The 20,351-nt window shown below is 76.3% G+C and carries 21 protein-coding genes; 10 read left to right on the forward strand and 11 right to left on the reverse strand.

The features are described 5' to 3' along the window. The first annotated feature begins 138 nt into the window (after nt 1–138). Complete coding sequence (locus BMY88_RS19950; protein WP_244524814.1) at nt 139–1,173, forward strand: GGDEF domain-containing protein; 1,035 nt, start codon at nt 139–141, stop codon at nt 1,171–1,173. Here the strand turns inward: BMY88_RS19950 and BMY88_RS19955 are convergent. The 4 genes from BMY88_RS19955 to BMY88_RS19970 form a co-directional block, all read right to left on the reverse strand. After that, on the reverse strand, nt 1,170–2,291 hold the full coding sequence (locus BMY88_RS19955; RefSeq protein ID WP_091947891.1) for an NAD(P)/FAD-dependent oxidoreductase: 1,122 nt from the start codon (nt 2,289–2,291) through the stop codon (nt 1,170–1,172). The two genes, BMY88_RS19950 and BMY88_RS19955, sit on opposite strands and share 4 nt — an antisense overlap. Before the next feature lie 10 nt (nt 2,292–2,301). Then, nucleotides 2,302–3,210 carry an alpha/beta fold hydrolase gene (locus tag BMY88_RS19960; protein WP_211435744.1) on the reverse strand — a complete coding sequence of 303 codons (909 nt, stop codon included), beginning with the start codon at nt 3,208–3,210 and terminating at the stop codon, nt 2,302–2,304. A 164-nt stretch (nt 3,211–3,374) separates the two neighbouring features. Continuing rightward, nucleotides 3,375–3,944, reverse strand: coding sequence for an LOG family protein (locus tag BMY88_RS19965; protein ID WP_091947894.1), 570 nt, complete (start codon nt 3,942–3,944; stop codon nt 3,375–3,377). A 2-nt stretch (nt 3,945–3,946) separates the two neighbouring features. Continuing rightward, nucleotides 3,947–4,264, reverse strand: coding sequence for a hypothetical protein (locus tag BMY88_RS19970; RefSeq protein WP_091947899.1), 318 nt, complete (start codon nt 4,262–4,264; stop codon nt 3,947–3,949). 44 nt (nt 4,265–4,308) lie between these two features. Here BMY88_RS19970 and BMY88_RS19975 point away from each other — a divergent pair, with 44 nt between their 5' ends. Then, entirely contained in the window at nt 4,309–4,770 is a 462-nt protein-coding gene (locus tag BMY88_RS19975; protein ID WP_091947901.1) for an NUDIX domain-containing protein, read from the forward strand. 16 nt (nt 4,771–4,786) lie between these two features. Here BMY88_RS19975 and BMY88_RS19980 read toward each other — a convergent pair whose 3' ends face one another. Then, nucleotides 4,787–5,590 (reverse strand): endonuclease/exonuclease/phosphatase family protein, encoded by an 804-nt coding sequence (locus BMY88_RS19980; protein WP_244524815.1) that lies wholly within the window; start codon nt 5,588–5,590, stop codon nt 4,787–4,789. 85 nt (nt 5,591–5,675) lie between these two features. On the opposite strand from BMY88_RS19980, the gene BMY88_RS23940 reads away from it, so the two are divergent. The 4 genes from BMY88_RS23940 to BMY88_RS20000 all read left to right on the forward strand — a co-directional run bounded on the left by BMY88_RS23940 (nt 5,676) and on the right by BMY88_RS20000 (nt 8,549). Further along, nucleotides 5,676–6,569: a hypothetical protein gene (locus tag BMY88_RS23940; RefSeq protein ID WP_170861207.1), complete on the forward strand. Its 894-nt coding sequence runs from the start codon at nt 5,676–5,678 to the stop codon at nt 6,567–6,569. Nucleotides 6,570–6,627: 58 nt separating this feature from the next. Beyond that, a complete protein-coding gene (locus BMY88_RS19990; protein WP_091948082.1) occupies nt 6,628–7,515 on the forward strand; it encodes a 1,4-dihydroxy-2-naphthoyl-CoA synthase in 888 nt (295 codons plus the stop codon). Between the two features lie 13 nt (nt 7,516–7,528). After that, entirely contained in the window at nt 7,529–7,840 is a 312-nt protein-coding gene (locus tag BMY88_RS19995; RefSeq protein WP_091947904.1) for a hypothetical protein, read from the forward strand. Nucleotides 7,841–7,970: 130 nt separating this feature from the next. After that, nucleotides 7,971–8,549: a TetR-like C-terminal domain-containing protein gene (locus tag BMY88_RS20000; RefSeq protein ID WP_244524816.1), complete on the forward strand. Its 579-nt coding sequence runs from the start codon at nt 7,971–7,973 to the stop codon at nt 8,547–8,549. 10 nt (nt 8,550–8,559) lie between these two features. Here BMY88_RS20000 and BMY88_RS20005 read toward each other — a convergent pair whose 3' ends face one another. Then, a complete protein-coding gene (locus tag BMY88_RS20005; RefSeq protein WP_091947910.1) occupies nt 8,560–9,219 on the reverse strand; it encodes a TetR/AcrR family transcriptional regulator in 660 nt (219 codons plus the stop codon). 42 nt (nt 9,220–9,261) lie between these two features. Then, complete coding sequence (locus tag BMY88_RS20010) at nt 9,262–9,726, reverse strand: DUF5946 family protein (RefSeq protein ID WP_139220530.1); 465 nt, start codon at nt 9,724–9,726, stop codon at nt 9,262–9,264. Nucleotides 9,727–9,862: 136 nt separating this feature from the next. Between BMY88_RS20010 and BMY88_RS20015 the strand changes: the two genes are divergently transcribed. The 4 genes from BMY88_RS20015 (at nt 9,863) to BMY88_RS20030 (ending at nt 15,650) form a co-directional block, all read left to right on the forward strand. Continuing rightward, the gene (locus tag BMY88_RS20015; protein WP_091947916.1) at nt 9,863–10,978 is read left to right on the forward strand and encodes an NDMA-dependent alcohol dehydrogenase; all 1,116 of its coding nucleotides are present in this window, start codon (nt 9,863–9,865) and stop codon (nt 10,976–10,978) included. Nucleotides 10,979–11,136: 158 nt separating this feature from the next. Beyond that, the gene (locus BMY88_RS20020; RefSeq protein WP_091947918.1) at nt 11,137–11,802 is read left to right on the forward strand and encodes an HAD family hydrolase; all 666 of its coding nucleotides are present in this window, start codon (nt 11,137–11,139) and stop codon (nt 11,800–11,802) included. A gap of 234 nt (nt 11,803–12,036) precedes the next feature. Next, nucleotides 12,037–12,687: a 4'-phosphopantetheinyl transferase family protein gene (locus BMY88_RS20025; protein ID WP_244524817.1), complete on the forward strand. Its 651-nt coding sequence runs from the start codon at nt 12,037–12,039 to the stop codon at nt 12,685–12,687. After that, nucleotides 12,684–15,650 carry an acetoacetate--CoA ligase gene (locus tag BMY88_RS20030; RefSeq protein WP_091947924.1) on the forward strand — a complete coding sequence of 989 codons (2,967 nt, stop codon included), beginning with the start codon at nt 12,684–12,686 and terminating at the stop codon, nt 15,648–15,650. Before BMY88_RS20025 ends, BMY88_RS20030 begins: the two co-directional genes overlap by 4 nt. Here the strand turns inward: BMY88_RS20030 and BMY88_RS20035 are convergent. Genes BMY88_RS20035 through BMY88_RS20050 form a run of 4 tightly spaced genes read right to left on the reverse strand, consistent with a single transcriptional unit; the run spans nt 15,647 to nt 20,335 of the window. Beyond that, complete coding sequence (locus tag BMY88_RS20035) at nt 15,647–16,618, reverse strand: glucosyl-3-phosphoglycerate synthase (RefSeq protein ID WP_091947927.1); 972 nt, start codon at nt 16,616–16,618, stop codon at nt 15,647–15,649. The genes BMY88_RS20030 and BMY88_RS20035 overlap by 4 nt on opposite strands. Then, nucleotides 16,615–18,837, reverse strand: a complete 2,223-nt coding sequence (locus BMY88_RS20040; protein WP_091948086.1) for a phage holin family protein — start codon at nt 18,835–18,837, stop codon at nt 16,615–16,617. Before BMY88_RS20040 ends, BMY88_RS20035 begins: the two co-directional genes overlap by 4 nt. Continuing rightward, the gene (locus tag BMY88_RS20045; RefSeq protein ID WP_091947930.1) at nt 18,834–19,532 is read right to left on the reverse strand and encodes a DedA family protein; all 699 of its coding nucleotides are present in this window, start codon (nt 19,530–19,532) and stop codon (nt 18,834–18,836) included. The genes BMY88_RS20040 and BMY88_RS20045 overlap by 4 nt, the downstream gene beginning before the upstream one ends. After that, nucleotides 19,529–20,335: an MBL fold metallo-hydrolase gene (locus tag BMY88_RS20050; RefSeq protein ID WP_091947933.1), complete on the reverse strand. Its 807-nt coding sequence runs from the start codon at nt 20,333–20,335 to the stop codon at nt 19,529–19,531. Before BMY88_RS20050 ends, BMY88_RS20045 begins: the two co-directional genes overlap by 4 nt. Between the last annotated feature and the right edge of the window lie 16 nt (nt 20,336–20,351).

Below are 20,351 nucleotides of genomic sequence, written 5' to 3' on the forward strand. Positions count from 1 at the left end.
CCCGGGACCTTCCCGGCGACCGCGACACCGTGCCAGAGGCCCGGCCGCACCGGTACACATCCGGGCGCGGGCTCCGGAGTCCCTCGCCGGAGTGAGCGGGGGCTCAGCCGCGACCCGGCCCGTGCCGATCTCGCAGGGGTGAGACTGCCGCCGACGTTCCGGGCCCGTGAGCCGCGCACCGCGGCTCGGTCGGGCGCCGGCATCAGCGTCGTCTGCGCCGTCGTCCTCGCCGTCTCCACCGCGTTCGGGCCGAACTCGGTCACTGACACGACGCGCGCCGCGTCGTGGGCGGGCGCGGCCGTGCTCGCGGTCCTCGGGGCGATCGCCCTGCTGTGCGACCCGCGGACGCTCGACCGGTTCGGCGCCTTCCTCGGCATCGGCGTCGGCGCCGTCCTCATGACCTGCGTGCTCAACGTCATCACCGAGGACCCCTCCGCCGCAGGCCAGGCGTTCTTCGCCTTCCCGGTGCTGTGGGTGGCCTCCCACCTGCGCCGAGGCGCCGTCGTGGTGGTCACCGCGCTGGCCGTGCTCGGCGACCTGGCCGCGCTCGTGCTGCTGCTGCCGGTCGAGGACGCGGTGATCGACGTCGTCTTCTTCGGCGCGGTGCTGGTGCTGGTCGCGACCATGCTCGTCCGGGCCGGCTCCGTGCAGGAGGGCCTGGTCCGCGCGCTGGAGGAGCAGGCCACGGTGGACTCCCTCACCGGCCTGCTCAACCGCCGCGTGTTCGACGAGGCGCTGGAGCACGCGCTGGACAGGGCACCGCGCCGCGAGGGCACCGCGCTGGTGCTGCTCGACGTCGACTCCTTCAAGCAGATCAACGACCGCCACGGGCACCCCGTCGGCGACGACGCCCTGGTGCACCTGGCCGGCCTGATCCGCCGCCACGTCCGCGTCGGCGACGCCGTGCTGAGCCGGCTCGGCGGCGACGAGCTGGCGGTCCTGCTGCCAGGCTGCTCCGCCTCGGTCGCCGCCCGGCGGGCCGACGTGCTGCTGCAGGCCGTCCGCTCGACGCCGCTGCGGCTGCCCGACGGCGGGCTCCTGGCGGTGTCGGTGAGCGTCGGCGTCGCCCATGCACCCGACCACGCGAGCGGGGTGCGCGGGCTGTACACCGCGGCCGACGCCGCGCTCTACCGGGCCAAGCGCGCCGGCCGCGACCGCGTCGAGGTCGCCTAGCCCGACGCGGAGCGGAGCCGACGGACGGCGGCGGCCAGCGTCCGCGCCGTCAGCCGGCCGTCGGCGAGGCCCAGCGCCACCACGTCGTCGAACACCCGCTGGTCGGCCGCCGCGCCCCGGACGGCGGCGTCCATCAGCAGCGGCCACCGGGACAGCTGCGAGGCCGCCGACGTCGCCCGCAGGTGCGACCCCAGCCGGGAGCGCAGCGCGCGCCGGTAGACCGCGCCGGCCCGTGACCCCGCCGGAGCCGCCGATCCGGCCAGGGCGCCCGACAGCACCGCGTAGAAGATGCCCTCCCCGGTCAGCGGGTTGATCAGCGACGCCGCGTCCCCGGCCAGCAGCACCCGGCCGTCGGGCTGACGCGGCCGGCCGGTCGACAGCGGCAGCCGGTGCGCCCGGAGCCCCTCGGGGCGCACCCCCGGCAGCAGCCGCGCGAGCCCCGCGACCAGCTGCTCCCGCGTGGCGCCGCCGGAGACGAGCTCGCCGTAGCCGACGTTGGCCCGGCCGTCGCCGAGCGGGAACGACCAGGCGTAGGCGGGCCAGCGCTGCTCGGTGGTCACCAGCACCTGGGTGCCGGGGCGCAGCGGCGGCTCGGGGGCGTAGCCGCGGATGGCCACGGCGATCCGGTCGTCGGGGGAACGGGGCAGGCCCAGTGCCCGGCGGACGACGGACTCCGCGCCGTCCGCCCCGACGAGCACGCCCGCCCGGACGGCGCCGTCGACGACCACGCCGTCGTCGTCCACCGCGATCGACCGGACCCGGTGCCGCCGGACGCGGGCGCCCGCCGCGCGCGCCGCGGCCAGGATCCGGGCGTCGAGGACCAGCCGGGGGACGACGTAGGAGGGGCGGACGGTGTCCCGCTCGACGACGGCGCCGCGCGGGGCCCGCAGCGTCAGCCGCGGCACCGCGGGATACCCGGCGACCAGCGCGGCCGGATCGGCGCCCAGCACGGCGAGCACGTCGAGCGCCTCGGGGGCGATCCCGTCGCCGCAGACCTTGTCGCGGGGGAACTCGGCCCGGTCGAGCACCAGCACGGACGCGCCGGCCCGCCGCGCGGACAGGGCGGCCGCCGCGCCCGCCGGGCCGCCACCGACGACCACGACGTCCCAGGACTCCACCGCGGGGAGGCTAGGGCTCCTGGGCCAGGAGCGCGCGCCAGCTGTCCCGGTCGTGCGCGGCCGGCTCGGTGTCGCGGAGGAACCGCGACACCACCCGGCAGAAGCGCTGCGGATCGTCGAGGTGCGGCCAGTGGCCGGCGTCCTCGAACACCTCGAGCCTGGCCGTGGGCACCAGGGCGCGGACGGCGTCGGCGTGGCTGATCGGCACGATCGGGTCGCGGCTGCCCCAGATGACCAGCATCGGGATCGCGTTGGCCAGGTACAGCCGGTCCAGAGCGGTCACCGCCTGCCCACGCGCGTCGACCACGCTGCGCAGCGTCCGCAGGAACGCGCGGCGCGCCTCGACGTCGCGCAGCGCCAGCAGCGCCTCGCCGGCCTCGGCCAGGTCGCGCGCCTGCTTCCACCCGGCGAGGCGGCCGAAGCCCTCGAGCCCCCGCAGCCCGGTGCGGAGCACGCCGGAGGCCCCCGCCAGCCCCGTCAGCACGACCTCCGCGCCGGGCAGGGTCGCGGCCCGAAGCGTCGCCGAGAGCTCGGACCCGAGCCCGCCGCTGCCCACGAGCACGATCCGCTGGCAGCGCTCGGGGAACTGGTAGGCGAACTGCAGGGCGACCCCGCCGCCGAGGGAGTGCCCGATCACGGTGACCTGCTCGATGTCGAGCACCGAGAGCAGGTCGCGCATGCCGTTGGCGTAGCCGGCGATCGAGTAGTCGCCGCGGGGCTTGTCGGAGTCGCCGTGGCCGAGCAGGTCCGGCGCGATGACGGTGTGCGTGGCGGCCAGCTTCCCGATGACGCCGGCCCAGGTCCGGGCGTTGTTGCCGATGCCGTGGATGAGCAGCAGGGCCGGGCCCTCGCCGGCGCGCAGGAACGCCCGCCGGTGCCCGTGCACCATCCGGGTCTCGCGCACCACCTCCACCGTCACGACCCCAGTGGACCACCGCCCCTTTGCGGGGGCGTTACGGCCGCCGGCGACCGCCCTCGCCGTGCAGAAGCGCGAAATTGCGCGGCGCAGAAGCGCGAAGTTGCCCCAGGGCAGAAGCGCGGAGTTGCCCCCGGGCAGAAGCGCGGAATTGCGCGGGGGGTGGGTCAGGCCGGCGTCGGGGTCCACTTGCGGGGCGGGTGCTCGTAGCCCTCGACGAACGCCAGCAGACCCGCGGCGTCGGTCACCACGCCCAGCGCGTCGAGCCGGCGCCGGTCGAGGTAGCCGTCGTCGGCCATCCGGCGCAGCTGGGCCAGCAGCGGCTGCCAGAACCCGTCGACGTCGACCAGCACCGTCGGCTTGGCGTGCAGCCCGAGCATTCCCCAGGTCCAGGCCTCGAACAGCTCCTCGAGGGTGCCGGCCGCCCCGGGCAGGGCGACGAAGGCGTCGGAGAGCTCGGCCATCCGGGCCTTGCGTTCGTGCATGGAGGAGACGATCTCCAGGCGGGGCAGCCGGGGGTGCGCGAGCTCGTCGTCCACCAGGTGCTGCGGGATGACGCCGACCACCTCGCCGCCGGCGGCCAGCGCCGCGTCGGCCACGACACCCATCAGGCCCACGTGCCCGCCGCCGTAGACGATGCCGACCCCGGCCCGGGCCAGGTCGCCGGCCAGGGCCGCGGCCGCCGTGCGGTGGGACTCGGGCCCGCTCTGCGACCCGGTGAAGACGGCGATGCGCATGGTCACCGAGGCGTCGCCGTCGGGCCCAGCACGTCCTCGACGAACCCGTTGACCTGCTCGGCGACGCACCGGGGGAAGGTCTCGAACGCGGCCGCCTTCTCCGGGGAGGCGTCGTACCGCTCGACGGCGGCCAGGAACTCCGCCTCGTCGCCGTCGTGCGCGATCGCCCAGGTGAAGGTGTCCAGCGCGTGGTCGGCGTACGCGGAGACGACGCGGAAGCCGAACGCCTCGCGGGCGGGCAGCACCGTCGGGAACCAGGTGAGGAAGTCGGCCATCCGGCCCGGCTCGATGCGGTAGCGGCGCAGCTGGACGGTGGTCACCGGTCGATCCTGCCTCCCGCCGCCGGTGCGGTTCACTGGGGGGCGTGTTCTCCCCGACGGACGGCTGGACGACGTGCGCGCTGGGCCACCGGCACTGGGGCCGGGCGGGCGCGGCCGGGCTGCTCGTGCACCGGGACGGGGAGATCGGGCCCGAGTTCCTGCTCCAGCACCGGGCCGAGTGGTCGCACCACGGCGGCACCTGGGGCACGCCCGGCGGCGCGCTGTACGCGGACGAGGCGCCCGAGCGCGGTGCCCTGCGCGAGGTCCGCGAGGAGCTGGGGCTGACCGGCGACGACGTCGTCCTCGGGACCTGCTCGGTCGACGACCACGGCGGCTGGGCCTACACCACCGTGCTCGCGCGGCCGGCCCGCCTGATCGACCCGGCGCGGCTGCGGCTGGACGGCGAGAGCACCGCGGTCGGCTGGATCCCGCTGGCCGGGCTGGAGCGCGTGCCGCTGCACCCGGGCCTGGCCGCCTCTCTCCCGCGCCTGCTGCCGCTGCTCTAGGAGCAGGGTGCGGCAGTCAGCCGCGCACGGGGGCGGTGAGGGCGCGGTGGTCGCCGACCGCGAGCAGCGACGCGCTGCCCTCCCCGGCCGGTTCGGCGCCGATCGCCACCAGGTGGTCCAGCTGCACGCGGGGCGCGGCGGCGGGGAAGGTCGCCGCCCGCACCAGCGGCACGCCGCCGAGCAGCCGGGCGGGCAGGGCGCCCGGCAGGTTGAGGTCCCCGGCCACGACGACGGGCCCGGGCAGCGTCGCCACCCACCGCCTGAGCCGGCGCAGCTGCCGCAGCGCGGTGGGCGGCGCGAAGGACAGGTGCGTGCCGACGACGGTGAGCCCGTCCACCCGTGCCGCGAGCGCGACCCGGGGCTCGTCGGGGATCCACCACCAGCGCTCCCGGCCGGTGCGCGGGTCCGGCGCCCGCACCGGCAGCCGCGCCCGACCCCCGCCGAGCGCCAGGACCGACCACTCCGCCACCGGTCGCCGGCTCACCAGGGCGAGGCCGTAGAGCGGGCCGGGCGGCGCGTCGCCGGGACCGCGCAGCACAGGCGGGTCGACGGGCTCCCAGCTGCGCACCGGGCCCGGGGTGCCGGTCACCGTGGCGGCCGCCCGCCAGTCCGCCGCGCCCAGGGCCGCGGCCACCAGCGCCGGCTGGTCGGTGCAGCCGGACCGCGGCTGCGCCGTGTCGGTCTCCTGCACCGCGAGGACGTCGACGTCGAGCGCGGCGAGCGCGGCAGCGATGCGCTCGGCGGGGAGGGCCGTGCCGGCGGGGCCCCGGCCGGAGGCCAGGTTGAGCGTGCCGACGCGCAGCACCGTGCGGTCGGCCACCCGCCGGACGCTACGCGCGGGTCGTCGACGGCGTTCGATGTGACAGTGATGTGTGACACGGTCGCGGCTGGGTAGGGGGCGCGCCGTGAGCAGCCGTCACCGCGCGCCCGAAGCAGCCGGGCGCACCCCGTCCCCGCCCGCCGGAACGACGCCCGCCGGCACCTCGCCCGCCGGCACTTCGCCGGCCGGGACCGCGCGGTCGAGCGGGGTCGACGACGCCGCCGAGCGCCGCACCTGGCGCGTGCTCATGACGGCCGCGGTGGCCGGGCTGATCGCGGCGCCCCTGCTGGCCACGGCGGGTCCCGGCGGTGCGGAGGCCGCCGACGACACCGCGATCGGCGCCGAGGACGCGGTCGGCGGGGGAGTCGCCGGCGGCCCCGACGTCGCCGGCCCCACGGAGTTCGGCCGGCTCTCCCCGCTGTTCGGTGCGGCCGGCCTGGACGGGTGGCCGTTCACGACGACGACCAGCGCCGGCGTCTCGGCGTCCCAGGTGCAGGGCATCGGCGTCGCCGGGAGCCGCCTGCAGGGCTTCCTCGACGGGTTCGGCGCCGCCCCGGCCGGCGTCGGGGCGCTGCCCGGCGCGCCCGCGGCCGCCGTACCGGTCGCCGCCGCGCCCGGCACCCCCGGGGCGGCCCTGGCGCCCGCACCCGGCACGGGCACCGTCGGCACGCCGGCGGCCCCCGGCACCCCGTCCCCGGGCGTCCCGGCGCCCGGCACCGCGCCGGCCGTGCCGGCGCCCGCCCCGCCGTCGGTCCCGCAGGTCGTGCAGGGGACCGTCGGCGGCGTTACGCAGGGCGTCGGCGAGGTCGTCGGTGGCGTGACCGACGGCGTGGGCTCCGTCGTCGGCGGTGTGACCGGCGGCGATCCGCTCGGCGGGGTTCCGCAGGGCGTCGGGGAGGTCGTCGGTGGCGTGACCGACGGCGTGGGCTCCGTCGTCGGGGGCGTGACCGGCGGCGTCGGCGGCCTGCTCGGCGGGTGAGCCGCGGCCCCGCGGACCGGCCGCACGGCGTCCGCGCACCCGCACTACCGTGCCGATCATGAGCGCGCGCGACGACGTCTCGGAGATCTTCGACGCGACGGCCTGGCGGCCGGTCGAGGGGTTCGACTTCGCCGACATCACCTACCACCGGGCCGTCGACGCCGGCGTCGTCCGCATCGCCTTCGACCGGCCCGAGGTGCGCAACGCGTTCCGCCCGCAGACCGTCGACGAGCTGATCGCCGCCCTCGAGCACGCCCGGCTGTCCACCGACGTCGGCTGCGTGCTGCTCACCGGCAACGGCCCGAGCCCCCGGGACGGCGGCTGGGCGTTCTGCTCCGGCGGCGACCAGCGGGTCCGCGGCAGGTACGGGTACGAGCACGCGCAGGGGAGCTCCGGCCGGCTGCACATCCTCGAGGCGCAGCGGCTCATCCGGTTCATGCCGAAGGTCGTCGTCTGCGTCGTCCCCGGGTGGGCGGCCGGCGGCGGGCACAGCCTGCACGTCGTCGCCGACCTGACCCTCGCCAGCGCCGAGCACGCCCGGTTCAAGCAGACCGACGCCGACGTCGGCAGCTTCGACGGCGGGTTCGGGTCGGCCTACCTCGCCCGCCAGGTCGGGCAGAAGTTCGCGCGGGAGATCTTCTTCCTCGGCGAGGAGTACACCGCCGCCGACGCGCACGCGATGGGCATGGTCAACCGGGTCGTGCCGCACGCGGAGCTGGAGCGCACGGCCCTGGACTGGGGACGGCGGATCGTCGCCAAGAGCCCGACCGCCCAGCGGATGCTGAAGTACTCCTTCAACCTGATCGACGACGGGCTGGTCGGTCAGCAGCTGTTCGCCGGGGAGACCACCCGGCTGGCCTACATGGCCGAGGAGGCGGTGGAGGGCCGGGACGCCTTCCTGGAGAAGCGCGACCCGGACTTCTCCCCGTTCCCCTGGCACGTCTGAAAGGACTCCTCCGGTGATCGTCGAGCTGGTGGGGGGCGCCGAGGAGCGTCCCGAGGTGCGGGTGGTCCACGTGGACGACCTGACCCGGGTGGTGCTCGCCCTCGGCGAGGTCACCGACGAGGAGGCCGACGGCCTGCTGCGCGAGGCCGGGCTGGGGCGCCTGGTGGACGCCGACACGGCCGTGCTGGACCCCGCGGCGCTGCGGACCGCGGCCGAGCCCGGCGCCACGGCCGGGGACTGGGCCGACCGCTGGGACGCCCTCGCCGCGTCGGCGGCGGACGACGGGATGCTGCACGTCCCGGTGCAGAGCGCCGCCGGGGCGTGACGACGCACACATAGCGGGAACGATCCTGGAGGGCCTCATTCCTTGTGGCCGGTCCATCGAGCGGCCAGGATGCTCCGGTGCGCAGGACCAGGGACGGGAGCACGGTGTGAGCGGGACCCCCGGTAGGCCGTTGAGTGCGGAGCTGTCCGAGCAACTCCTGTCCGTCGCGGTCGAGATCCTGGCCGAGGAGGGGTGGGGGCGGCTCAACAGCGACCGCGTCGCGGCCCGCGCCCGCGCCGGCAAGGCCGGCATCTACCGCCGCTGGCCCACGATGTCCGCGCTGGCCCGGCACGCGGTCAGCCGGTTCCGGCTGGTCGACCAGCCCGAGGACACCGGCTCGATCCGCGGTGACGTCGCCGTCCTGGTCGAGGGATGGCGCCGGCCGTTGTCGCGCGAGGAGTGCGCCGTCGCCAGCCTCGTCGGCGCCGCCCGGCACGACGAGGAGCTCCGCGCCGGCCTCGACGCCGCGCTCGTTCACCCCCTCGCGGCCGCCGTCGCCGTCATCGGGGAGCGCGCGCAGGCCCGCGGGGAGGGCGTGCCCGAGGACCGCCTGGCCCTGCTCCGCTCGGTGCTCGAGGCGTTCCTCTGGCAGCGGTTCACCACTGCCGGCGGCGACGGCGCGATCCCGGCCGAGCGCCTCGACCGGCTCGTGGACGACGTCCTGATGCCGCTGGTCAGCGCGCCCGAGCGCGAGGCCGCCGCGGTCTGATCGCGGGTCGCTACCGCTGCAGGCTCGCGCCGGAGTCCAGCGCCAGCGCCAGGCTGTCGAACACGCGGCCCGCCAGCGAGACCGCCTGACGGGCCCGGTCCACCGCGTCCTCGGGCTCGGGGAGCGGCCGGCGCGCCTCCGAGGCGATGGTGCGCACCGTGGCCATCCACGTCGAGGCGACCAGGGCCGCGGTCAGGTGGACGTTCTCGCGCGAGGGCGCCCCGCCGTCCGACCACGCCTCCAGCAGCGCGTCCTCCAGGCGGGCCCGCGCCTGGTCGTTGAGCTCCCGCTCGTGGCTCTCCAGGGCGGGCGAGGCGGCCATCGTCGTCACCATCCGGCGCTGCGGGGTGTCGGCGAGCGCGGCGACGTGCTCGCCGAGGACGCGCAGCAGCGCCTCCCGCAGGGCGGCCACCGGTGACTCATCGGGCCGCCGACCCCGGACCGCCTCGGCCGGCGCCTCCACCCACGGGGTGCGGCCGGCGAAGAAGAGGTCCTCCTTCGTCGCGAAGTGGTTGAACACGGTCTGGACGGCGACGTCGGCCGTGGCCGCGATGTCGGAGATCGTCACGGCCTCGAAGCCGCGCTGGTCGAACAGCCGCTGGGCGGTCTCCAGCACCAGTTGCCGCGTCGCCGCCTTCTTCCGCGCGCGGCGGTCGCTGCCCTCACTCATCGCTCATACCTTATCGACCCTGCGTGACGATCGCGTCCCGAGTCACGAACGGGCCGCCCGGCTCCAGTCCTCGGCGACGGTGCGGGCCCAGGTCTCCACGAGCGTCTCGAGCCCGACGACGTCCAGGTCGGCCGCGATGTCCGCCGGCGTCATCTGCCACGCGGCGGGTCGCTGGGGTGCGGGGTCGGGGTTCGGGTCGTCACCCAGCCGGCGCACGAGCGTGTCCAGCACGCCGTGGACGGCGCCCGGGTCGGCTGGGTCGGGGTGCTGCGCGGCGTAGGCGGTGTCGGCGAGGTGCACGGTGGCCGCGGCGGTCGCGTCGCTGCCGGCCTCCTCGCGGGCGCCCCGGGTGGTCTCCTCGAACAGCCGCCGGCACGCCGCCGCGGCGCCGTCGGCACCGGTCGAGCCCGGCGCGGGCGCGAGCACCGCCCCGCAACCGGGGCAGGCGGCCGGCTCCGGCCCGCCGGCCGACGCTGCCGGGGACGGGCGGCTGTGGGGTGCGGACACCGGCCCATCGTCCTCCTGTACGCACCGGTCCGCCGGGTGCGGGGCCCCGCCTTCCGGTCCCGGCCGGGAAGGGCATCCGGGATCCGGGGCAGACTGACGCCGACGTTCGGCGAGGGACGAAGGGAGCCGGTGCCCGGTGAGGACCACAGGAGCGGTGCTGTTCGAGCCGGAGACGGACTTCCGGATCGTCGAGCTCGAGGTCGTCGATCCCGGGCCCGGCGAGGTGCTGGTGGAGATGGCCTTCGCCGGGCTCTGCCACTCCGACGAGCACCTGCGGCACAGCAACCCCGGCGGGGCGTTCCCCATCGTCGGTGGTCACGAGGGCTCCGCCGTCGTCCGCGCGGTCGGGCCCGGTGTCACCCGCGTGGCCCCCGGCGACCACGTCGTCACCAGTTTCCTGCCCGCCTGCGGGCACTGCCGGTACTGCGCCACCGGGCGCTCGAGCATCTGCGACGCCGGGGCCACGATCGCCACCGGCCGGCTGCCCACCGGCACGCTGCCCTTCCGGCTGGACGACGGCCGCGAGCTCGGCGGGTTCTGCATGGTCGGCGCCTTCGCCCGGCACACCGTGCTGCACGAGTACTCCTGCGTGCGCATCGACCCGTCCGTGCCGCTGGACACCGCCGCGCTGCTGGCCTGCAGCGTGCCCACCGGGTGGGGCTCGGCCGTGTACGCCGGCGGGGTGCGGCCGGGGGACACGGTCGTCGTCGTCGGGCTGGGCGGGGTGGGGGTCAACGCGGTGCAGGGGGCCGTGCACGGGGGCGCGCTGCACGTGATCGGGGTGGACCCGGTGGAGATGAAGCGGACGTTCGCCGGTTCGGTCGGCGCCACGCACACGGTCGCCGACGCGACGGAGGCCGCCGTCCTGGCCCGCGAGCTCTCCCGGGGCACCGGCGCGGACGTCGTCGTCGTGACCGTCGGGAAGATGTCCGCCGAGGTGCACGCGGCGGCGAGCCGGTGCCTGGGCAAGGGCGGAACGATCGTGCTCACCGCGCTGGCCGACCGGCCGGCCGAGGGCATGGTTCCCCTCAACGGCCAGGTCACGACAGCGTTCCAGCAGCGCGTGCAGGGAACGCTGTTCGGGAACTGCAACCCGTTCACCGACATCCCGCGGCTGCTGCGGATGCACGAGGAGGGCCGGCTGGAGCTCGACCGCCTCATCACCCGGCGGTACGGCCTCGACGAGCTGACGCAGGGTTACCGCGACCAGGCGGCCGGGGAGACGGTGCGGGGCCTGCTCGTCCACGGCTGACCGCCCCGGCCCCGCCCCCGCCCCGCTCCCGCCCCCCGGGGCAATTTCGCGCTTCTGCGCGGTGCAATTTCGCGCTTCTGCCCGGTGCAGAAGCGCGGAATTGCCCAGGTCGGGGGGCCCGCGGTTGCCCCGGGGGGCGGGCGGGCAGAGGTGCGGCCATGCCCGCATCCACGATCGCCGTCCTCGACGTCGACGGCACCCTCGTCGACAGCAACTACCAGCACGCGCTGGCCTGGTACCGGGCGTTCCGTTCGCTGGGCGAGACCTTTCCGATCTGGCGGATCCACCGGCTGATCGGCATGGGCGGCGACCAGCTCGTCGCGGCGATCGGCGGGGACGCGCTGGAGGAGCGGATCGGGGAGCAGGCCCGCGCCCGGTGGGTCGAGGAGGCCGACCCGCTCATGGCGGAGGTGGCGGCGCTGCCCGGCGCGCGCGACCTGCTCGTGGCGCTGAAGGAGCGCGGGCACCGGCTGGTGCTGGCCAGCTCGGGCAAGCCGCACCACGTGGACCTCGCCCTCGACCTGCTCGGCGCCCGCGACGTCGCCGACGCCTGGACCACCGGCGACGACGTCGAGGAGACCAAGCCCGCGCCCGACCTGCTGCAGGTGGCGCTGCACCGGCTGGGTGCCCCGGACGACGCACCGAGCGTGCTGGTCGGCGACTCGGTCTGGGACGTCAAGGCCGCCGACGCCGCGGGCATGCCGGCGCTGGTGGTGCGGTCCGGCGGCTTCGGGGACGACGAGCTGTCCGACGCCGGCGCCCTGGCCATCTTCGACACCCCGGGGGACCTGGCGGCGAACCTGCACGACACGCCCCTGGCCTGACCGCGGCCCGGGTCGGAGTGCTGGCCCGAAGGCGTCGGGACGTGACCGGCGTGCGCGGGCTCGACTGCGGAGTGTGACGAGGAGGTGGCTGTATCGGGGCGTTCGCGGGAGATGCCTTCACTCAGGGTAGCCGGATGAAGGGATCGGTCCTACCGTCGACTGCCGGCCGCCGCCGAGGACTCGCCGAGACGGGAGGGTGCGCCGATGTCAGGACCGAGACCGAGGACGGCAGCCGTGCGCGTGTGGACGCTCGATCTCCATGACCCGCACTGGGACGAGGCCGCGGCGGCGCGGCTGCTGCTGCCGGCGGAGCGCCGGCGTGCCGGGGAAGGGACGCCGGAGGTGGCCCGTCGACGAGTCCTCCTCCGGTCGGCGCTGCGCCGCGTCCTCGGGCGGCTGCTGGGCATGGCACCACAGGATGTGCCGTTGGACGTCCGGGCCGGCCGGCCGGTGCTCTCCGGCGGCGCGGCGCACCTCGCCGTCAGCTCCAGCAGCAGCGGCGCGCTGGGTGTCGTGGCCGTCTCGCGGAGCGGGGGCCTGGGTATCGACGTGGAGCGGCTGGACGAGGGGTTCCGGCTCGCCGCGGAACGGGATTGGCTCACCGAGGCCGAGGCAGGGGCGATCGCCCGGCGAGGGCCGAGCGAGCAGCCGTCGCTGCTGCTGCGCTGCTGGACGCAGAAGGAGGCGGTCCTCAAGGCCGCCGGGGTGGGACTGTGGCGGCCCCCTCGGAGCGTGTCCACGCCGCTGTCGGCGCGCGGGCGGGTGGGGCCGTGGTCCGTGGGGCCGGTCCCGCTGCCGGCGCCGTACGTGGGCAGCGTGGCGGTGGACTCCCGCCGGTCGCCGCGTGTCCGGGTCGCCCGGCTGGCCCCGGCGGGCTGCGCATGACCGCCCTCTCCGCCCCGCCCCCGCGGTCGGCCGGGCGGGTGGGCCGGACGCAGCTGATGGAGTTCCGGGAACTGTGCGAGGAGGCGTCCGGGGAGGACCTCAGCGGGGCGCCGGCGCTGCACCGCTGGTCGGTCACGCGGTCGGAGCAGTTCTGGCGGACGTTCCTCGACTGGTCGCAGCTGCTCTGGGAGGGCTCGGCCGAGCCGGTGCTGACCGGCGCCGACGTGCGCCGGGACCGCTTCTTCCCCGGCGTCCGCCTGAACTACACCGAGAACCTGCTGCGCCGGCTGGACGAGGAGACGGAGCGAGCGCCCGCGCTGACCTCGGTGCACGGGGACGGCACCGCGCGGACCTGGACCCGCGCGGAACTGCGGCGGGAGGTGGAGCGGACGGGCGCGGCGCTGGCCGCCCTCGGCGTCGAACGCGGCCAGCGGGTCGTGGTCATCGCCCCGAACCATGCGGGCGTCGCGATCGTGGCGCTGGCGGGGGCATCGCTCGGCGCCACCCTGTCGACGGCGACCCCGGACATGGGGGTGGAGACGCTGGTGGGGCGGTTCGAGCAGGTGGCGCCCGCTTGCCTGGTCGTCGACCGGCGTGGCATGGACAAGGGAGCACAGACCGCGGACGTCGTCCTCACCGAGCTCCTGCGCAGGCTCCCCTCCGTACGCCTCGTCCTCGTGCTCGATCCGGGGCCGCTGCCGGACCCGGACGGCGTCCCGGTCCGGCGACTGGCCGACCGGGTGGCCGCGGTCCCGGCCGACGGTCCCGCGCCGCACTGGCCCCGGCTTCCCTTCGACCACCCGCTCTGGGTGATGTTCACCTCAGGCACGACAGGTCCGCCCAAGCCCCTGGTCCACGGGGCAGGAGGCTCGCTCATCGAGCACGTCAAGGAGCACCGCCTGCACGGCGACCTCGACAGCCGCGACACGCTCTACTTCCACACGACGACCGCCTGGATGATGTGGAACTGGCAGCTCTCGGCCCTGGCGGTGGGTGCGCACGTCGTCGTGTACGACGGCCCGGTCACCGGCCCCGAGACGCTGTGGGAGCTTGCCGCCCGGCACCACGTCACCGTGTTCGGCACGAGTCCGGCCTACTTGCAGGTGTGCCAGGACGAGGGCTACCGCCCCCGCGACTCCCTGGACCTGACCGCCCTCCGCGCGGTGCTGTGCACCGGAGCAGTGCTGCACGATTGGCAGTACGCGTGGTTCGCCGACGCGGTCGGAGATCCGCCGCTGCAGTCGATCTCCGGGGGGACCGACATCGTCGGGTGCTTCGTCCTCGGGCATCCGGAGCAGCCGGTGCGGGCCGGGCGGTGCTCGTCGCTCTCCCTGGGGCTCGACGTCGCCGCCTTCGACGACGAGGGCCGTCCCGTCCTCGGCGTCGCCGGTGAGCTGGTGTGCCGGCGCCCCTTTCCGTCCCGGCCCGTCGGTCTTCTGGCCGATTCCGACGGATCCCGCTTCACCGCCGCCTACTTCGCCCACTTCCCCGGGGTGTGGACACACGGAGATCGGATCGAGATCGGCGCGGACGGCTCGGCCCGCATGTTCGGCCGGTCCGACGGTGTGCTGATGGTGGACGGGGTCCGGATCGGGCCGACGGAGATCTATGCCATCGTCCGCGCGATCCCCGGCATCGCCGACGCCATGGCCGTCGAGCAGGAGCGCCACGCAGGGGGGAGCCGGCTGGTGCTGCTGGTCGTCCTGCGTCCGGGGGTGCGACTCGACGAGGCGTTCACCCAGCGGATCAGGTCGGTCCTGCGCAACCAGGGCTCGCCGGCGCACGTTCCCTCGCGCATCCTCGCCGTCCCCGAACTCCCGCGGACACACAGCGGCAAACCGTCGGAGCAGGCGGTACGGGACACGCTCGACGGCCGGCCGGTCCGCAATGCCGCCGCCCTTCGGAACCCGGGGTCGCTGCTCGAGATCGGTGCCGCCGCGGCCGGGGGAGACCCTGCCGCGGACGATGCCGTCCCGGCGGCGGAGATGCCGGGCTCCTCGGCGCGGTCCGCGACGGCGGTCGCGATCGCGACCGCGTTCCGAGAGGTCCTGGGTCGGCCGGCTCCCGAGGAGGTCTCCTTCTTCGACCTCGGTGGCACGTCGCGCCAGTCCATGACGCTGCTGCGCCGGCTGAGGGTCGAGCTGGACCGCCCGGTGGAGATGGCCGATCTCCTGGCGGCTCCCTCGGTGCGTGAACTCGCGTCGCTCCTCGCCGACCGCAGGCCGGAGGATCCCGGAGTTCGCACGCTCCGAGGCGGCAACCCCGCTGTGCCGCCTCTGCACGTCGTCCACGGGGCGCACGGTGACCTCGACAGCTATGTCGCTCTGGTCGAACGGCTCGCCACGTCGGCGCCGGTGGTGGGTCTGCTGGGGCGGCTGGCCGCGCCGGACGGGCAGCGGCTCCCACTCGAGGACGTGGCGGCCGCGCACGCGGCCACGATCGATGCCGGACAGCCCGAGGGGCCGGTGCGCCTGCTGGGCTACTCCTTCGGCGGGTTGGTAGCCCTGGAGTCGGCCCGTCGACTGGCCGCGGCCGGCCGCGACATCGGGTTCATCGGCCTGCTGGACGTCCGCCTGCCGTACGCCAGCCTCACGCGGTGGCAGGGGTTCCTGCGGCGCCTCGCCGGGGGGCTGGCGCTGGTCGTTCCCGGCATCACGGAGGAGAGCCTGGCCACGGCGTTCCGCGACCGGTTGCGCAGCGGGGACCTCCCGGCAGACCGGGCCGTCCTCCGCGACTCCGCGCGGGTGTACGAGGCCTTCCGCGTGCCCCCCTATGCCGGGCCGGTCACGTACTTCCGGGTGCGCCGGCGCATCCCGCTGATCGCCCACCTCCTACCCGTGTGGCGGCGGCTCCTGCCCGCGCTGGACGTGGTCGACGTCCGGGGCACGCACAACGGGATGCTCGCCGAGAAGCATGCGGAAGATCTCGCCGCGAGGGTGTCGGCCGCACTGGCACGCACCTAGGCGAAGGCGGCGCGGAGGGCTCGGTACTCCGGGAGCGAGGTCATGGGCGGGCGCTCGTCGACGGCCACCGGGCTGCTGTAGGGCTCGAAGCCGTCCTCGCCGTGCCGGAACTGGGTGAGCAGCCCGTGGACGGCGCGGTCGTGCCCGGCGCGCGCGAGCACGGCCGAGACCACCTGGCCGGCCATCCGGCTCAGCGCGTCCTGCGTCTGCGAGGTGTGCCGCCGCACGCCCAGGTCCACCTGGGCCAGCCCGGACAGACCGATCAGCTCCACGAGGTCCAGCAGCAGGCCGACCTCGACGCCGTACCCGGAGGAGAAGGGCACCTGCTCGAGGAACTCCCGGCGGCCCGCGTACTCCCCGGCCAGCGGCTGGACGACGCCGGCGAGCTCGGGCCACAGCGCGTTGAGCAGCGGTCGCGCGGTCAGCTCGGTCACCCGGCCGCCGCCGGCGGGGCTGGTGACGCCGTCGACGCTCAGCGGGCGGGTGTAGCAGCCCTTCACGTAGCCGACGGTCGGGTCGGTCAGCAGCGGGCCGACCAGCGCGGGCACGTAGTGGGCGACGTCGCCGAGCAGGTCGGCGTCGTGGAAGACGATCAGGTCACCGGTGGTGGCGGCCAGCGACTTCCACAGCGCCTCGCCCTTGCCGGGGCGGGTGCCGTGCGCGGGCAGGACGTCGGCGGTGGCGACGACGTCGGCTCCGGCGGCCCGGGCCGCCGCGGCCGTCGCGTCGGTCGAGTCGGAGTCGACGACGACGAGCTCGTCGACCAGGGGCACGCGGCGCATCCAGCGGTCGACGATGTCGGCGGCCAGGCGCCCGACGGTCGCCTCCTCGTCGCGGGCGGGCAGGACGACGCTGATCCGGTGGCCGCCGCGCCGCTTGGCCCGCAGCAGCGCCGCCGCGTCGACCTCGGTCAGGGACGCGGCGGACGTCGTCCGCGTCTCGAACCAGGCTCGCGCGTCGGGTCTCACCGCTCCACTGTCGGTGCTGTCGCGGCGGCCCGCCAGGGCCGGGTGCCGGGATTCACCTCCCCGTCACCGTGTGCCCGGTCACCCGCGGCGCGGGCGAGCTCGCGCGCGGTGACGCTGTTCGGGCCGGCCATCGCGCCGTCCGCGACGGGTTCCGGGTGGCCGAGATCGGTCAGCCAGCCGCGGAGGACCCGGTGCAACTGCTCGGCGCCGACCACCTCGCCGGGGTCGGCGAACGTGCTCGGATGGACGAGGAAGCCGCGCTGCTGCGGGCCGCCGAGGCCGCCGTGCGAGCCGACGTGCGGCTCGAACGGCGGGGCCTCGCCCGTGGCCGGGTCCCACGCGCTGTTGATCACGACGTCGGCGCAGTGCGGAAAGGCCGACACCCGGGCGACCAGGTCGGCCGCGTGCTCGCCGTAGGCGGCCAGGGGGTCGCTGCCGATGACCTCGCCGGTCTCCAGTCGGTGGATGCCCTCCCGGCCGAGGACGACGGGGCCCCGCTCCTGCGAGTGCACCAGCAGGAACCCGACCCCGGCGTGGTCGACCAGGCCGGGCAGCAGGTCGGGCCAGTGCCGCTCGATCTCCTCCAGCGGCACCCGCCCGGGCAGGTCGGCGAGCGAGACCGACGCGGTGTGCCCGGAGACGGTGACCACGACGCCGGGAGCGACCCGCGGCACGGCGCCCGCGCTGTCCGCGGGCGGCTCGTGGTCGTGCCGGTCGACGCCGGCCTGCACCCGCGCGCGCAGCCGGCGGGCCACCGGGCCGCCCTCGGCCAGCGCGGCGCCGATCTGCCAGCCGCCGTCGGCCGGGTCGCGGCTGGACGCCGGGCCGCTGCACACGGTCCCCGGGTCGGGGTCGGCGCCGCAGAGGCGGCCGACCAGGGCCTCGACGGTCTCGCCGAAGCGGGCCTCGAAGTTCTCCCCCTGGGTCAGGCCGTGGTCGGAGAGGCAGACCAGGTGGTACTGCCGCGGCGCGAGGGCGGCGGCGCGGTGCAGCCGGCCGATCTGCTGGTCGATGGTGCGCAGCACGGCGAGGGTGTCGGCGCGGTCGAGGCCGGCGTGGTGGCCGGCCTCGTCGTAGCCGAGGAAGTCGGCGTAGGCGACGGGGCGGCCGGCCATCATGTCCTCCAGCAGGGCGAAGACGACGACGTCCCGGCTGATCACGGTGGTCCCCGGCCGCATGAGCGGCCACAGCCCGCCGCGGGAGACCCGGGGGCGGACGTCGTCGCGGCGCTCGCGGGCGGCGGCGACCAGCTCGCGGCCGATGTCGACGGCCGACACCGCGACGGTGCGCAGCGCGTTCACCGGGTCGGCGAAGTAGGCGTAGTAGCCCGAGCCCACCCGGTCGCGGCGGCGGTGCTCGCGGCGGGCGCCGGGGAGGAACGCCAGCGAGCTCATCGTGAGGCTGACGTGCGGGGCGTCGCCGGTGAACAGGTTGCCCCGGCTGGCCCCGCCGCCGGCGAGCAGGCCGCGGCCGTCGGACAGCCGGCGCTCGACCAGGGCGGCGTCGTCGGGGTGGGACACCCGGACCAGCCGGTCGCGCTCCTTCTCGTACCAGCGGAACCCGAACACGTCGTGGTTGCTGCCGAGCAGGATGCCGCTGACCTCGGCGCCGGTCTGCGAGCTCCAGTCGGTGTGCCAGGAGGTCATGGTGTGGCTGCCCGAGCGCAGCAGCGCCGCGACGTTGGGCATCGACCCGTCGCGGACGGCGCGGGCGGCGGTCTCGGCGGCGAGCGCGTCGATCTGCAGGAACAGCACGCCCGGCGGCTGCTCCCCGGCCACCCCCGCCCGGCGCGCCCGCCGCCGGGCCCGCCGGAAGAACAGCTCGTCCTCGTCGAGCGCCAGCGCGCTGCTGACCAGGCCGGAGACCGCCGCCATGCCGACGACGACGACCACCCCGGTGCGCACGTTCTCGATCACGACGCCGGGCACGAGGAACGACATGCCGACCGCGGCCGCGCCCAGCAGCAGGAAGCTCCCCAGGCCGAGGGTGAACACGGCGATCGGCAGCGCCACCCGCATGACCAGCGGCCACACCACCCCGGTCAGCAGGCCGAGCAGCAGCGCGACCAGCGGGGGCTGCCACCAGGAGCCGAGGCTGAACCGGTCCAGCCAGGCGTCCAGCACTCCCAGCGCGACGGTGGCAACCAGCCAGGTGAGCAGCACGCGCGCCGGGGTGCGGCCGCGCCGCACCACCCGGCCGCGCTCGGGGGGCCGGGTCATGCCGGCCCCGAGCGGTCGGGGACCGGCCCGCACGGCGCGGGCTCGACTCCGCCGACCCTGTCGTTCCGCCCGGCGTCGGCGGGCGGCCCGGCCGCGGCCTCCCGCCGGTGGGCGGCGCGGCGGCGGGCCGCGCTGCCCAGGTTGAGCGCGGTGCTGACGACCAGCACGAGGCACGTGGCGATGAGGGTGGCCAGCAGCGGGCTGTCGAAGATGCCGCCGCTGACCACGCCGATCAGGGCGTAGGCCGACGCCCACAGCAGGGCCGCGAGCATGCTGGCCGGCAGCAGCCGCCGCCACGGATAGGCCAGCGCGCCGGCGGCGAGCAGCACCGGGATGCGCCCGGCGGGCAGCAGCCGGCCGGCCACGATGATCTGCCAGCCGTGCGCGCGGAACTGCTCGCGGACCTCGGCGATCCGGTCGGCGTGCTGACCGCGGGCGACCCAGCGGACGGCGGCGGGTCCGCCGGACCGGCAGACGGCGAAGGTGAGGGCGTCACCGGTCCAGGCCGCGAGCGTGGCCAGGACCAGCACCAGCCCCAGGTCCAGCCCGTGCGTGGTCGTCGCGACGGCGGCCGCGGCGCCGACCACCGCGCCCGTGGGCACGACCGGCACGACCGAGCCGAGCAACACCCCACCGAACACGACCGGATAGCCGATCGACGAGCTGTCGGTCCAGCTCGTGGCCAGCGCGCTCACGCGGCGTCCCCCGCGGGCATCCGGACGGGCGTGCCGGGCTCGGCGAGCACCACCCGGGTGTCCAGGGAGCGGTCGGCGACGGCCCGGGTGAACGCGAGCGGCGGCTCGGTGAGCAGCCGCCGCATCCGGGCGCGCAGCGGCGGGACGACGGTGCTGCCGCGCATGGCCAGCGTGCCCCAGTGCACGGGGACGGCGATCCGCGGCCGGACGCGGGCGACCGCCTCGGCGGCCTGCAGCGGGTCGAGGTGGCCCGGCCCCAGGGAGGGACCCCAGCCCCACACCGGCACCAGCGCCACGTCGACCGCGAGGTCGCCGAGGGCGTGCATGCCGTCGAACAGGTCGGTGTCGCCGGTGGCGTAGACGCTGCGGCCGCCGCCCTCGAGCAGGTGCCCGACGGCGGGGGCGTGCGGGCCGTGCGTCAGCCGGGGGCCCCAGCGGTGCGGGCTGTGCTCGGCCGGGACGGCGGTGATCCGCAGCTCGCCGTCGGTCAGGGACTCCCCGGGCGCCAGCTCGTCGACGCGGGAGAAGCCGCGGGCCCGCAGCCAGGCCCCGGCGCCGCGCGGCGCGACGATCCGCACGCCGCCGCCGAGCAGCCGCAGGGACGGCAGGTGCAGGTGGTCGCCGTGCAGGTGGCTGAGCAGCACGAGGTCGACCCCCGCCCAGGACGCCGGGTCGGGCAGGGCGACCACCCGCCGCAGCGGGCCGACCCGCGCGGTGAGCACCGGGTCGGTGAGCACGGTCCTGCCGGCCAGCTCGACGCGCACCGTCGAGTGACCCAGGAAGTGCAGCACCGGATCGACCACGGACCCAGTGTCCTCC

The organism is Trujillonella endophytica (assembly GCF_900110555.1).
Lineage (GTDB): Bacteria > Actinomycetota > Actinomycetes > Mycobacteriales > Geodermatophilaceae > Trujillonella > Trujillonella endophytica.